A 14,824-nucleotide genomic window follows, 5' to 3' on the forward strand; every position below is an offset into this window, starting at 1 on the left:
ATGAACCAGCTCATGTCTAACTATTAAAATTTCAATTGAGTTTTCAGTCGAATTCTGTCGACACACTATCCATAAGAACACCCGCATCATAGACCCTCTTTCCTGCCAGAATGGTCATAACAGGGAGAATATCCTTGATTTTATCTTCCGGGCATTGTAGGATATCATCTGATAATATTACTAAATCCGCTAATTTACCCACTTCAATGGAGCCTTTAATTTCCTCCTCAAAAGAGGCATGAGCATTATTAATTGTATACATCTCCAGTGCCTGCTGACGTGAAATTCTCTCCTCAGCGTTAAGGATGGTGTTGTTTTTTGTCCTTCGCGTTACTACGGTACCCATGGACAAAAAAGGATTGTACGGGTTGATGGATGAATTCAAATCCAACTTTACCATATGATCTGAACCTCCCACCACCTTTATGCCCGCCTCAGTCAAAGACCTATAGGGGTGGAAATCACTCATTCGTTCTTCACCTCTCATCTGGTTTAGAAAAACGCCGTCAAGATATAACCATGCGGGTTGCATATTGGCATAAATTCCTAAATTTTTCATTTTTAAGATTGCTTCATCAGTAAAGAAATTCCCGTGAATAATTGAAAACCTCTTTCCTTTTATTGGGGTTAACGCATTCACTTCTTCAAAAGCTGCCAATAAAGTATCTACGCCTCCTCCACCCGTTACATGTGCTGTAAAATTCCAACCTGAATCATCTGCCGCTGTGATGAGCTTGACCAATTCCTTTTTGTTGAGGTACAACTCTCCTCTGTAGCCAGGGTCGCCCCTTCCAAAAATTTCTTTTCCTTTATCACCCCATGGCTCACGTAAAAAAGCAGTTCCCGTCAATACACCTCCATCAATCACTGCTTTCAAAGCTCCCATTTTTATCCACTCATTTCCCTTTCCGATCGGAAGACCCAGATCCTCAATTGCATTTTTCATTTCTTCAAGTGATACGGACGGAGGTAAGGGAAAAGACATATTGAGATATAACCTTGCTGTAAGTTCACCATCAGAAAGGAGCTCCTGAAATAGCCGCAGCTCCTCCCAATCGCTCCTCCCGGCAATCACCGATGTAATTCCAGCTTGGTTATAGCGATGCAGCATTTCCTTTAAGGCCTCTTTTTTTTCCTTTTTTGTTAGTTCCGTTTTTTGAGGAATGGCCAGCGATTCAAAAGCGGAGCGGAGCAACACGCCGTTAGTTTGTCCAGTCTCCTGATCCCTTACTATACCTTGGTGATCAGAATCAGCCAATCCCGAAATTTCAAGTGCTTTCGTATTGATTATCCCTCCATAGCTTCCGTTGAGGAAAACGGGATGATTAGGTGCCAGGGAGTCCAATTCTTCTTTAGTCGGTTGCCTGATTTCTTCAAGTCTCGTAAAAAAGAATTTGGGATGAATGATCCAATCCCCTTCCTTCTTCAATGATGTTTGTTCTGAAATCCATCCAAATAATTGACCCATATTTTCCACCGTTGGAATCTCTTCAAAAAACTCGCTTTGGGAAGCAGCTACGAAATGGGAATGGCCTTCAATCAATCCTGGAATAACAGTATGCCCTTCAAGATCTATGATAGCCGTGGAATTTGTAGCCAAACCCATTACTTCATCAGTATCTCCAACTTTAAAAAATCTCCCCTCCCGAATAGCAACGGCTTCTACAACTGAATGGTCCTTATTCATTGTGATTATTTGACCATTGAATAAAATCATATCCGCGGCAGGCTGCTTGGAAGGTGTACAACCTAAAACGGTTACTAATACAAAAGCGTGAAGGTAGAAAATGCAGGTGTTATTCATTCTTTCTTTTTGATCCCTTCAATATAATAAACTTATGCTGAATAATACAAGATCTCAATCTAGCGTCGGTGGAAATTGGTCATGGTTAGGATGTGCAAGGGGGAGGCTAGGTTCCTTGTCCCACCAAACCTTAGTTAAGTAGGAAACTCGTAATCTAAGAATTTATGGAATATAAACAGTTCATAGAAAGAAACCCAGAAATTATGCTTGGAAAACCAATCATCAAAGGGACTCGAATTACTGTGAAACTCCTAATTCGGAAGCTTGCGGGAGGTTTTACAGTTTCCGATCTTTTAAGGAGTTATCCAAATTTGACGGAAGTACAGGTTTTTGCGGCACTTGAATATGCTGCTGATATCATTGCGAATGAGGAATCGCTCGAGAGGGCATAATCATCAAAGATGAAAATGTTTGACAGGATCTTATTGACCAACTGGTAGGCATCGGGTATGAAGTTTACTCAATTCGAGAACACCAACAGGGAATCAGTGACAATCTGGTCATCGAAATCGTTAAACGGAAAAAAGTTTTATTAATTACAGAAGACAAAGATTTCGGAGAATTGATTTTCTCTCACGGTATTAAAGACTGTTCTGTTATTTTTTTACGATATAATAAACAAGATTTGGATCAGATAAAAAAGAATATTTTTTGGACACTAGAATCCTATTACAAAAATCAAAGTCACGTATTTATCACTATTACCAAAGAAAAGATAAGAATTAGGCAAATTTAGATTTTCGACAAAGAGAAAACTCCATCACCTCACCCATCCCACACTTTTTCTCCATGCCTCATATTCCTGCTTCCTATTCTCAAAGTCTACCGGAGAGGATCGTTTCTCACTTTTTGCCTGATTTCTAATTAAAATGGTCTGATCTTCCAAGCTGTTTAGACCGATAGCTTTTCGCCTATAGTTTACTTTATCTAGGTCGTCATATAGATTTGGGCTTAATTCTCTGTTTTCATCCCAGTCAAACTGGGTGCCGTAGAGTTGGGGTTCGCCACTCAATACGGCAATGCGGTCTGTCAGATAGGCGAGGTTTTTGGGGTTTGCTTTATTTTCTAATACAGCGACTTCCAAAAGCGTCCTACATTTAACCATAAAAGCAGGCAAGCTGATAGCGTGTTGGATTACCAGCCAAGCGGCCTCACTAGCTTCCTCACCTACCTTGTCTGTTGTTGGATAACCGATCCGCTCAATAAACTGATTCAAACAGTCGGCATTACGAAGGTGCAATTTCTCCATTTCCGAGTGGTATCCGTCAAATAATTGTCCCGATGGGACAAGTTTGTCCCTAAGTGCCAAATCAGCATCTCTCAGTCCGGTTAGAATGTTGGCGATTTCTTGATTGTCCACCCCTATTTTAGGTTATCAATTGCAGTAATTTTAAGTTCAACCTAACCATCAGTCTCTCTCCAATGGTATCTTTACACCTGCGGCGGAAGAAAACAATCCAAAGCCTCCCCGTACATTGTTCACCATCGGTACAGGTTCACCTCCAAACAGTCCAGGCTGTTGGTTATAATAATGGGTGTAGAAAGTTGTCTGATAGTCGTAATTTGCCTTTTCCAGCGTTTCCACGAGAAGAAAATTAAACGTTTGATCGGAAATTCCTGAAACATGGTGTTTATCTATCTAAATGGTAACCGTTGCTTCCCCATTTCTGAAGACGGCATCCGTAAATGCCAAACCGGAAAACACATAATTTAGCCAAGTAATCGGTGAATCTATCCCAATACCCCGGCTTCCAAAGTAGTTAGGGAAATCATCCCTTTCCTGTATAAATTTCACCAAATAGAAATTTTCTTCCGAAGGGATATCCTGAATTACAAAGGATATCTCCCGCTTTTCCGATCCACCAAAATCATAGACCGTACCACCAAGTTTCACATCCCGAATAAGCGGTGCGGCAGGTACTACTGTTTCGCTAAAGACTGTTTCCATATTTGTAGCCCGAACTTCAAGTTCAATCCTATCCCCAGTTTGAATAGTGGCAGGAGTCACATAATGGTTGGCGGTGTCCAATTGGAATTCGGTATAATTTTGTCCGTTAACTGTAACCAATATTTCCGGGTTTGGTATTGGTTCGGAAAAGGAACTGGTATCCCGCATTCCCAGGGATCGCGTGATTGCCAGACGCAGTTCGTCGCCTCCGGCTTCCACGATGGCATTTACCACTATACGTGGCGTATGTTCTGGAATTTCCAGGTTGATTTCCCTATCAAAAAAATTGCAGGACGATACTGTCACAAACAATAGTAGTTGAATTAGATATTTCATATTATAAATTTTTTTTCAGTGGCCATAACTTGTCCCGGTTTATCGGGGTAGCCTGTCCCGATTCTCGGGAGAATCTCGCTGCTATAATCACCCCTGTGTGTGACGATCTCGTCATGCTCGATTTCATAACCTAAAATTTAAACTCATAACTGAAAGATGGGATAATCGGGAACAGCGCAATTTGTCGAAGAGACCGGGAGTCATCTGCACTGTTAAAAAAGAATAAGCTTTGGTTTGACCAATAGTAGTAAAATGGATTGGCACGGCTGTATGCGTTGTAGAACCCAAGGTTCCAGGTGCGCTCTCCCCACTTTTTAGGTTTGGTAAACCGTATGCCTACATCGGCCCTATGGTAGGCCCGCATCCGAAAATTATTCCGACCTTCATAGTACTCTACGTGACGGTTAAAGCCAAAGCGTTGATCACTTAAATTGGGAATTCCCTCAGCTACCCCCATATAACGTGACTGACCCAAGGTTATCGCATTTCCGGTTCCGTATACCCATGTTCCAGAGACCGATACGCGTTTGTTTATTTCATAGTTAAGAAAAAGTCCTACATCATGTCGACGGTCAAAGCGGTCTGGGAAAGACCGGCCTTCATTAATCGTTTCAAATTGCAGGTCAGACTTGGCCAAGGTATAGCCGATCCATCCCGTAAATCTGCCTTCCTTTTTATGCAGAAAAAGCTCCAAGCCCCTTGAAAGACCTTGACCGTTTCTTTCTATCTTATCCTGCCAATCCTCCGCTCCTTCCAGCCAGTTGACACCATCGGAATAAGCGATAAGGTTGTCCATTGTTTTATAATATACCTCCGCAGAAGCCTCATAACCACCCGAAAAACTCTTATTGTACGCTGCCGTAATTTGTGACGAAAACTGCGGGGCTGTACGCTCGGTTGCAGGAACCCACAGGTCTGTGGGCAAACCCGCACCGCTGCTGCTTAGCAAATGAACGTTTTGCTGCATCTGCGCGTAGGATAGCTTTACTGCGGACCGAGCTCCGGTCATATAGCTGGCCGTGACTCTTGGCTGCGGGGAAAGGTAATTGGCCCCGTTGACATGATAGCCATTCAGGTGCAAACCCAAGTTCATCCGGAGCCGTTTACTGATTTCCCAGTCATCTTCCACATAGACAGAAAGCTCTCGGGCGTTGACATTAAAGGATCCAAAAACAGTATCTGTTTTCACCGTTTCCTGTTGGGTACGGAATAGATTTACCCCGGGTGTAAAGAAGTGTTCGGTAAAGTGCAGGCCTGTCCGAAGGCTGTGCTTGTTGTTCAGATAAAATTCCCAATCATAGCGTAGGCTAAGGTCTTCGATTCCGGAGGAATAGTTAAACAGAAAAGCATTGTCCGTGTCCAACTCTTCTTGGTCAAACCCAATGGAATAGTTATACCGGGTATACCCCAGCGAAAGGTTGGTAAATATACGGTCCGACACGAGTCGGTTCCACCGCGCTGTGGCCAATACATTCCCCCACTGGAAATTGCTTGAGGCTTTGATATCATCACTGCTTGATGTATTCACTACCGCCCGGTCATGTCCCGTGTAGACGCTGGCATAGACTTTATCCTTTCCACTTAAGTCATAGTTTATTTTACCGTTGAGGTCGTAAAAGGTATATCCGAAAGAAGTTTCCCCGCCAGATGTAATTCTGCTGATTGGCCTTGTAAACGCGTCTATATATGATCTCCGCATTGCCAGAAGGTAGGAACCTTTTCCCTTGGTAATAGGACCTTCATGACTTAGCCTGGCGGAAGCCAAACCTATCGCTCCTTGGGTTTGGGTTTCGTTTCGATTTCCTTCCCGTACCTTAATGTTCAATACCGAAGACAGCCTTCCACCATAACGGGCCGGAAAGCCGCCTTTTATCAGGTTGACATCCGAAAGGATATCTGGATTAAATACCGAAAATATACCTCCCAAGTGAGATACATTATACAGAGGAATACCATCCAATAAAATTAAATTTTGATCGGGTCCGCCGCCACGTACATAGAGTCCGGTCAATCCCTCACGGCCGCTTTGCACGCCGGGCAAAAGCTGTAGACCACGCATCAGGTCCACCTCCCCTCCCACTGCCGGCAGTTGCTGAATTTGCTTGATCGGAATGGAAACTGCCGATACCTGCGCCTGCCGCTCCGGAGGAAGCTCCCTCGATGACGTTATAGTTACTTCTTCCAAGTCACCAAGCGGGTCAAGCTTTATCAGTAATGCGAATGGATCTTGGTCCGTGATGGCGATCTCAATCGGTTCGTAACCCACATAAGAAACCTTCAATACCGCATTTTCCTCAGCCGAAAGCAGTGAAAAGTATCCGTAAAAATTTGTTGTCGTGCCTTGGCTGGTACCCGCCACCCACACGCTGGCGCCAAACAACCGCTCGCCGGAATCCGCATCCTCCACATAGCCGCTAAGCCGCTGCTGACCAAACAATATCAATGGATTCCCAATAAAGATCAACCAGTAAATCCCTTTTACCATGTGCTACCTTCTTAGTTTATTCTACAAACATAAGGCAACCCTAGTGGATTGTTTATAGTTGACATTGTTAAAAGACTTTAAAAAATTCTGATGTAATTAAGGATTCTTGCGTTCAATCCAACTTAAAATTAGCATTCCGTAGATTGATAGTCTTTTGCGATTAATTTTCCTTTTCCAAAAAATCATTAGGAGTAACCCCATAGGTTTCTTTAAAGCACTTGATAAAATAAGAAGGCGAGCTGAAACCCACCGCATAGGCTATTTCAGAAATGGACTCACCGGATTTTTTCAGTCGTTGAATGGCCATCCGGAGTCTTTGGTCACGGATAAAAGCCGAAGTAGAAAGCCCGGTAAGTGCCTTTAGTTTTCTATGCAACTGCATCCTACTCATTCCAAGTCTGTTGCAGAAATCATCAACCGTAAAATTCGAATCCCCGAGGTCATTGTCAACAATACATTGAATTTTTTCGAGGAATTTCTCATCCGTGGATGTTATTGCGATTTCATTTGGGGAGACACTTGTCTTACCTGAATATCTGATCCGTAAGTTCCTTCGCAATTCGATAAGTTTTTCTATCCTTACCAAAAGTTGTTTGGTTCTAAAAGGTTTAAGCATATAGTCATCAGCACCTACCTCAAGGCCTTTTAGAATATTGTCTTCTTCCGACTTGGCAGTTAACAAGATGATGGGGATGTGGGAGGTCTTTTCGTCGTTCTTTAATATTTGACAAAGCTCTATTCCGTCCATATCAGGCATCATTACATCTGATATGATCAAATCGGGAATTTTATTCAATGCTAAAAAAAGTCCTTCCCGACCATTTTGAGCTTCAAGAATTTTGTAATAAGGTCTAATTTCACTGATTAAAAACGAGCGAATTTTCGAGTTGTCCTCTACAACCAAGACAAGTGGGGCATTATCTCCTGCTATAATTTCATTACTTTTCTCTTCATTGCCTTCCACATACGCTTCTTCGTCAACTACCTGCTCTGGACGGAAGAAATATTTTTCGAGCGGTATTTCCAATTCTACCTTAAAACAATCCTTGCCTTCTAAGTGAATGTTAATTGTCCCTCTATTTAGTTCTACCAAATCTTTGACCAACGGAAGGCCAATACCAAATCCATCTGTTTTGGTATTAGGTTTGTAAAATTTATCAAATAAACGTGAAATTTCCATTTCCGAATACCTGACCATACTTTGATTGGAAATCGATAAAAACAACTTTCTTTCTTTGCTTTTGGATATGAGGTAGACCTCTGTCCCAGGCTTGCCGTATTTGATTGCGTTCTGTAAGAGGTTACCAACGATTTTTTCGATCTTGTCAGGATCAAACCAAACTTCAGTGATCAAGGGAATTTCACTATGGATCCTGATATCTCTTTCAGCCGCAAAATAAAAGAAATTTGACACGATAGACTGTAAAAGCAGACCCAAATTTCCTCTTTGGATTTTTAGCTCAAGCTTTCCTGATTTTATTTTGGAAACTTCCAACAATTGATCAACAAGATTTAAAAGGCGCTGTGAATTTTGTTTGATCAGGTTAAGCTGTGACTTGAAAATAGGGTTTTCTGACGCAGTCATCAGCCGGTCTACAGGGCCGACAATAAGCGTTAATGGAGTTCTAAATTCATGAGAAATATTGGTGAACAAATTTGTTTTGAATCTGTCAATTTCCACGAGTCTGTTGGCTTCTTCTTCTTTCATCTGAATAAGAAACTTTATTTGCCAACGCCATTTTAGATATTGATATATCCAGATTACAGCCATAATAAAAACCACCGAATAAACCAGTTTTGACCAAAAATTCAAATACCAAGGTGGAAGAATGGTAAATTGAACCGTTACAGGTTCTTCAGTCCAGATACCGTCATAATTGCTCGATCGGGCTAGAAAATTATATATGCCAGGAGCCAAATTGGTATACCTTGCCTGTTGATTGTTTCCTGACTGAATCCAGTTTTCGTCATGGTTTTCAAGTTTGTATTGGAATTCATTTTTGTTAGGAGAAGAAAAAACCAGACTTGCCATGGTTATGGTAAGTGTATTTTCATCATAGTTTAACGTGATTTTTTCGTCGATATCTACAGGCTTGTCAAAAACATGTAATTCCGTTATGGCTGTTTTTGGTGGGACGTTATTAAAGGAAATATCAGCTGAGCGAAACCAATAAAAACCCTCTAAACTTCCAAAATACAACGTTTCATCTGTATTCTTAAAATAAGCGCCTGTATTGAACTCGGTAGCAAGCCCATCATAATTGGTGTAATTGGTAATGGTATAATATGGAGATTTGGAGAGATGAGCGGTGATTTTTGTGATACCCTTATTTGAACTCAGCCATAAGTTGCCAGAAGCATCAGGCAAAATCCCATAGACCACATCATTTGCTAAGCCGTCTTTGGTAGTAATACTAACTAACTCATAGGTATCGATATTCAGTGCATTGATCCCATTTCCGTTTGTTCCTATCCAAAGTAAATTTCCTCCGTCAAAATAAAGGGATTTGATACTATTGGAGGAAATAGATAGGGGGTTTCCTTCTTGGAAGGACAGGGAATGGAAGCTTCCAGAAGTCATATCTAACCTCGCTATTCCATGATTTTCGGTTCCTATCCATAAATCTCCATTTCTCCCCTCTTCTAATGTTCGGATATTATTTCCCGGTATACTGAGAGAATCATTAGGGTCATGGATATATTGTTTCAAAACCCCCTTCTCAGGGTCAAAATGAATCAATCCGTCATTTCTCGTCGCCAACCAAAACCTTCCATTACCGTCTTTGTATATCTTCCAAACTGTAGTTGCTGGCAACTTAATACTACTATCATCATTATAATGTCGGAACTCGCCTGACTCAAGATCCAAAATGCTGATACCCTCCTCCTGATACCCGATCCAAAGTTTCCCATTTCCATCTCCTAACAAACTCATTATCCGGTTGCTGCTGATACTAGTCGGACTCCCTTCTGACTTGGTATAAGTTTTCCATGAACGTGATTTGGGAATGTAAGATGTTAATCCTTTCCCTGAAGTGCCTATCCAAATTGTTTCATATTTATCCACAAATAAGGCTCTGACAACATCTATATTGACATCCTCAGGAACCTGTTGGTTGTGAAAGAAACTGAACTTTTCCAGGTAAACGTCATAAAAACTGAGTCCTCCACCATCCGTCCCAAACCAAAGCGTACCTGTATAATCTTCAAATACGCAGAGAACGTCGTTGTAATGGAGAGATCGGGGATTTTGCTTGCTATACGAATAATTAATTGCTGATCTTTGATTCAAATTAAACTTAGTCAAGCCGTCTCCATAAGTAGCTACCCAAGTATTCCCCATTGAATCCTCCTTGATATCCAAAACCATAGTTGAAGATACATCAGCTGTTTGGTCTTCTATTAGTTCATGGATGGGCTTTGCGGTTAGACTCCCGTTTTCCACGAGCCATATGCCTGCGTTTAAAGTTCCAATCCAAATATTTCCCGCTGAGTCCCTGTTACTACAAGAAAAATTGAAATTCCCATCTGGCAGCTCCAAAAACCTGATAGTTTGGGTATGAATCTGCCAAATAGCCACTGCGTCTTTAAAAGTTAAAAGCAAATTACTGTCATCAAAAACATCAATATCTATAATTTCCCGGGAAGGGTCCGTCCAATTTATCTCAAAGGATTGTACGGATTCATTCCACTTAAAAAGTTGTCCGGAAAAACTGCCAATCCATATATTACCCTTGCCATCTTCTTGGATACAGCTTGCTGCATTTATTCCCGCAACTGGTATAAATTCTTTTCCTGATGGATTTAGTTTTTCTGGTATTGAAGTATCTGGAATAATCCAAATCCTATTTTTACTATCGGCATATACCTTTCCCAGCTGAAGGTGCGACTCTTGGGTTATATCAGTAAATTTTCTGTCAAAAACCTTAAATTCCTTTCCATCATAGCGGTTTAATCCTTCCTGAGTGGCTATCCACAAAAAACCATCTTGATCTTGCGCAACGGACACGGCTGAGTTTTGAGAAAGACCATCGTTTACTGAAAGTTGCCTAAACGACAGGTCTACTTGAGAAAACGTCCAATTCGTTGTTCCAGTAATGAACAAAAACACAATAACCGGAAAGTTTAAATTAAACGATAATTTTGGCACTAAAATTTATTTTTCAGTCTTCAAACAACTAATTAGTCTTCCTAATATAAAGTTTTAACCCATAAAAAGAGCAATTTTTTAAAAAAAAATTAAATCCATTTTTTCGAACTAGTTCCTTTATAACTTACAAATTCATATTTTTTTAAATGTTTGATTTGAAAATCACAACCGATGTTACATGGGTTATATTTTTAGATACAAATGGAATACACCCAGGATTATTAAATATATACTTTTGACCGTATATTGAATGTTTTGGATCTCATTGGTCAATCTATTATAACAGCGGATGTTTTACTGGAAAAAATGGTCTTCAATTACTCCAAAAGGAATGGCTTTTCTTGTCTACTGCTTGATGACTTTTGGGATAGGTTGTCAAAAACAGATGGATGGATCAAAAAATTCGGAGATACAACTTTCATGCTACAACGCCGAAAATATTGTTGGGGAACCTGATTTGCAAGCTGCTTCAAAGCTTAAAAGTCTTGTGCCTCTTTCAAAAAGTACTTTAAGAAAGTTACTTCCCGAAAAGGTAGGTAGGTATTTGAAAACACAAACACTAATTGGCCATAAAGAACCGATTGAAATTAGTGCCATACAATGTACGTATCATCACGAGGCAGAAATATCCAAGACTATTTTAATAGATATTATGGATGGGGCAGGACCGATTGCTTCTGTACTTTTGGCCGGAAGTATTCAAAAATTGAATTCGGATTTTGAGGAAATAAAGACCGATGGATTTTCTAGAATACTTGAAAGAAATGGTCAGCGGGTCTGGGAAGCTGAAAACAGAAAGGAAGGAATCGCAGAGCTTGAGTTTATTCATGCTGGCAGATTTTTAGTGTCGATCAAAGGCACCCATTTACAGCATGAAGATTTGTGGGATTTTGCAGCTCAGCTTGAATTTACCAACCTTCAATAGCACATGCGCGTGCTTAAAATGCTATGCACTTTTTATAATTAGAAATTAGTTTTTTTCCAATGTTACATCCGTCTGATACTTTGATACATGCTTGATATTACTATGCGTAATTTTCGAATAATTTTGACAATAACAATCACACTACTACCTGAAAACTAATTAAAATTTACGCTATGAAATCCACTTTAATCCTCCTGTATATGTGCTGTTTTTTCTGTGCTAATGCGCAAGAAATGAGAGGGAAAATCAAAAATCATGGAAAATCCGAAATGGATATGGTACTTATGCTATTTGGAATGGATAATCCCATTTCAATTGGAACGGTTAACAAGAAGGGGGAATTCACCGCCAACCTTGCTAACCTAACCATAGATCATATATCAGAAGACAATCGCTCTATGTCCATTGGTCCACTTTATTTTAATTTCTACTTCAAGTGCAACGACTCAAATGATTTCGGAGATGATGCTGAAAAACGGGCAGCAAGACAGGATTATGTCAGGTTGACAAACAAAGGAGAATGGGCAGGCACTGTATTTTTGGTTTCCGATGAAAATCTTATTCCATGGCTAGAAGATGGCGGATACAACAATGCTGTAAAAGGGTCTTTTTATGAAGTTATCTATGCGGAGGAAGATATAACTGTAAATATGACCTGCATCAGCAGCGTCTATGCGGCAGACAACGAAGAAGTTCCAACAGAATATATTTTTGATGTTCAGTTAACAAAGGGATTTAACTGGGTAGAATATACTATCGAGGAAGTTTATGAAACTGATCCCGATGTCAGGGCATCTTTTCCTTCCAAAGTAAGCATCAGCAATTTGAAAGATCCTTCGAAAATGCTTTGGGTGGGGATCTATTATTAATGCATTGAAAGACAAACTATTATGAAAAAAATAATAAAGATTAACTGGGCACTACTTGCTGTAATGCTATTATTTGCGAGTTCATCTTGTGAAAGCAATGAGGAAGATGATATAAATCCTGCTGACACCGACAATTCCGGGTATTTCTTGAAAGCAAAAGTTGACGGAAAAATTGTTGAGTTTAAAACTGAAACCTTGTTGAGTGTTGAAATTGAGCCAGGGTCAAATGGCACCTATTCTTTGGCTTTATCAGGGGGAAGGCAATCATCAGGTCAAAATAGTTTGGAAGAATCTATTGCCGTCATTCTTACTGAAACTTCACCCATCAAGGAAAAAACTTACACTGGACTTGTACCATTTGAGTTTGGTTTAAAAGGGGTTCTTCTCGGATACGCCCTTGACGTTGAATACATAGCTTATACTACTGATGTCAAAAATCCTAATGTGAATCTTGAAATAACTGAAATCAAACCAAACTTCGTCAAAGGTAAATTCAAGGAAGTAGTTATAGACTTTCTGAGCGGTAAAACCAAAACCATCACTGAAGGGGAGTTTTTTGCGCCGAGACGGAATTGATTTTTTTGGGGTAACTATTTATTTGAAACTTAAATACCGACCAATAACCTGTCCACATTAATGGACAGGTTTTTTTGTTATGTTACATCAGTATGATTATTTGATACATTTCTTTTATCTCAATGACTTTATTGCGGATACATTTGATCCAACATCAATCAACATAAAAGAAATATACCTTTTTCCCTTCTTTATTTATTTTACTTATAAAACGCTGTATCATGAAAACTTTGAAACTCCCAATGATTGCCTTCCTGATGTCTATACTTTTGGTTTCTTGTGAAGATGACAATTCTCCCACAGGGGTATTGAACCCTGAAAAATTCACAGCAGTAATAACAGGTGATGTCAATACTGAAATCACTTATGATGAAGACAAATTTGTGGCTGTTGCCGGCGGTAATCAGGATTTCGAAGAAGAAGCAAGTACTTACCTTGCCATTACAGCGGGCAACTCTGATGCTTCTATGGTAATCAATCTGTATCCTCCGGCTGACCACCCAAGGAGTAATGATGTCCTTTCGATTTCCATCAAAACCAATGCATCAAAGCCTTGGACTAAGGATAAAGAATACACTACAGCATATATCAATCAATTACAGAATTTTGAGGAATATGCGATAGTATCTTATTGGAGTGATGAAGATAGAAGAGACTACGTGTCCTTTTACCGATTTGAATCCAGCAATGGAAAGGTAAAATTGTGGAGAGAAGGCAGATTGCTCAAAGGATCGATCAGAGTACTAAAATTGGCGACATTTAACGGATCCCGAAACGTAACAATCGAACGGCTGGATTTTGAAATGAGACCGGAAGATGATGATTTGATAGATTGAATATAAAATGCTAAAAACCGCCTATTTGCTATTATTCCTTTTCATTTTAAACTTCCACTTGGAGACAATTGCCCAGGGCACCTTATCGGGCATTGTCTCTGATTATTCTAATGGAAAAGGTCTGATTATTTCTAATGATATCGTAACAGGTGAAACATACACTTGGGGCGAAATTGATGATGAGGGTAGGATTACTATTCCCTTGTCGGATACCTACCTGGAAGAAATCAAGAAAATGGCTGCAAAAGCGCAGAGAAAGGCTCCTAAAGGATTCACGTTAAAATTGCCTACTGTCGAAGGTACTTTTACCTGTAGGTATCCTGACGTTGAATTCGAAAATCCCCATTGCTTGGTTTCCGGTTTGCCGGACCTGATAATTACGGATAGAAGGAAAAATGCTCAGCACGGAAGTGTTTACGCGGTCAACAGCCCCACCATTGCAAATTGGTTGCATCATGATCAACAAGGGAATATTGGATTGGGATATTATTTACAGTTTTATTTTTCCGAAGAAAAAGCATCCGCAAAAGGTACCTGCATGACGAAAACCTATACGGGTTCGGGTGATGAGAATTTTGATAGCTTTACCATTTTTGACCTTGACCTCGAAAAAGGCTGGAACATTGTTCAATACGAAATCGAGGAGGTGTTTAGGTCAATAAATGGAGTTGTTTTTCCAGAGGTCATCAAAGTCACGAAATTGGAAAATTTACCGGATGATCTCGAATGGGTAAGGGTTGGAGGATCATAAATTGATATTGAATTATTTTTTCCCCATATCTTTTTTCATCCTTGAAAGGCGTTTTTTTGTCCAAATGTTACAGAACTGATATATTTTGTTACATGCTTTATATCAAGTTTTTTTTTGAAATATCACATTTGTAAGTAAGCCTAG

The 14,824-nt window shown here is 40.1% G+C and carries 13 protein-coding genes; 7 read left to right on the forward strand and 6 right to left on the reverse strand.

Translation table 11 applies throughout. The annotated features are described in order from the left end of the window. Positions 1-43 precede the first annotated feature (43 nt). A complete protein-coding gene (locus FQ608_RS03560; RefSeq protein WP_158856432.1) occupies positions 44-1,804 on the reverse strand; it encodes an amidohydrolase in 1,761 nt (586 codons plus the stop codon). Positions 1,805-1,968: 164 nt separating this feature from the next. Between FQ608_RS03560 and FQ608_RS03565 the strand changes: the two genes are divergently transcribed. Next, positions 1,969-2,196 carry a DUF433 domain-containing protein gene (locus tag FQ608_RS03565; RefSeq protein ID WP_158856433.1) on the forward strand — a complete coding sequence of 76 codons (228 nt, stop codon included), beginning with the start codon at positions 1,969-1,971 and terminating at the stop codon, positions 2,194-2,196. A 41-nt stretch (positions 2,197-2,237) separates the two neighbouring features. Further along, positions 2,238-2,540 carry a DUF5615 family PIN-like protein gene (locus FQ608_RS27980; RefSeq protein ID WP_394351629.1) on the forward strand — a complete coding sequence of 101 codons (303 nt, stop codon included), beginning with the start codon at positions 2,238-2,240 and terminating at the stop codon, positions 2,538-2,540. A 24-nt stretch (positions 2,541-2,564) separates the two neighbouring features. On the opposite strand, the gene FQ608_RS03575 is transcribed toward FQ608_RS27980, so the two are convergent. The 5 genes from FQ608_RS03575 to FQ608_RS03595 all read right to left on the reverse strand — a co-directional run bounded on the left by FQ608_RS03575 (position 2,565) and on the right by FQ608_RS03595 (position 10,684). After that, positions 2,565-3,164 carry a DUF6624 domain-containing protein gene (locus FQ608_RS03575; RefSeq protein ID WP_158856434.1) on the reverse strand — a complete coding sequence of 200 codons (600 nt, stop codon included), beginning with the start codon at positions 3,162-3,164 and terminating at the stop codon, positions 2,565-2,567. A gap of 48 nt (positions 3,165-3,212) precedes the next feature. Next, complete coding sequence (locus tag FQ608_RS03580; RefSeq protein ID WP_158856435.1) at positions 3,213-3,389, reverse strand: hypothetical protein; 177 nt, start codon at positions 3,387-3,389, stop codon at positions 3,213-3,215. Between the two features lie 54 nt (positions 3,390-3,443). Beyond that, positions 3,444-4,088, reverse strand: a complete 645-nt coding sequence (locus FQ608_RS03585) for a DUF4249 family protein (protein WP_158856436.1) — start codon at positions 4,086-4,088, stop codon at positions 3,444-3,446. 130 nt (positions 4,089-4,218) lie between these two features. Further along, complete coding sequence (locus FQ608_RS03590; protein WP_158856437.1) at positions 4,219-6,573, reverse strand: TonB-dependent receptor; 2,355 nt, start codon at positions 6,571-6,573, stop codon at positions 4,219-4,221. Positions 6,574-6,733: 160 nt separating this feature from the next. Beyond that, positions 6,734-10,684, reverse strand: a complete 3,951-nt coding sequence (locus FQ608_RS03595) for a two-component regulator propeller domain-containing protein (protein ID WP_158856438.1) — start codon at positions 10,682-10,684, stop codon at positions 6,734-6,736. 424 nt (positions 10,685-11,108) lie between these two features. On the opposite strand from FQ608_RS03595, the gene FQ608_RS03600 reads away from it, so the two are divergent. The 5 genes from FQ608_RS03600 to FQ608_RS03620 all read left to right on the forward strand — a co-directional run bounded on the left by FQ608_RS03600 (position 11,109) and on the right by FQ608_RS03620 (position 14,680). Then, on the forward strand, positions 11,109-11,648 hold the full coding sequence (locus FQ608_RS03600) for a hypothetical protein (RefSeq protein WP_158856439.1): 540 nt from the start codon (positions 11,109-11,111) through the stop codon (positions 11,646-11,648). 173 nt (positions 11,649-11,821) lie between these two features. Beyond that, positions 11,822-12,517: a hypothetical protein gene (locus FQ608_RS03605; protein ID WP_158856440.1), complete on the forward strand. Its 696-nt coding sequence runs from the start codon at positions 11,822-11,824 to the stop codon at positions 12,515-12,517. A 21-nt stretch (positions 12,518-12,538) separates the two neighbouring features. After that, positions 12,539-13,093, forward strand: a complete 555-nt coding sequence (locus FQ608_RS03610) for a hypothetical protein (RefSeq protein WP_158856441.1) — start codon at positions 12,539-12,541, stop codon at positions 13,091-13,093. 221 nt (positions 13,094-13,314) lie between these two features. Continuing rightward, entirely contained in the window at positions 13,315-13,929 is a 615-nt protein-coding gene (locus tag FQ608_RS03615; RefSeq protein WP_158856442.1) for a hypothetical protein, read from the forward strand. A 58-nt stretch (positions 13,930-13,987) separates the two neighbouring features. Beyond that, the gene (locus FQ608_RS03620; RefSeq protein WP_158856443.1) at positions 13,988-14,680 is read left to right on the forward strand and encodes a hypothetical protein; all 693 of its coding nucleotides are present in this window, start codon (positions 13,988-13,990) and stop codon (positions 14,678-14,680) included. Positions 14,681-14,824: the final 144 nt, after the last annotated feature.

Source organism: Lunatibacter salilacus (assembly GCF_009797935.1).
Classification (GTDB): Bacteria; Bacteroidota; Bacteroidia; order Cytophagales; family Cyclobacteriaceae; genus Lunatibacter; species Lunatibacter salilacus.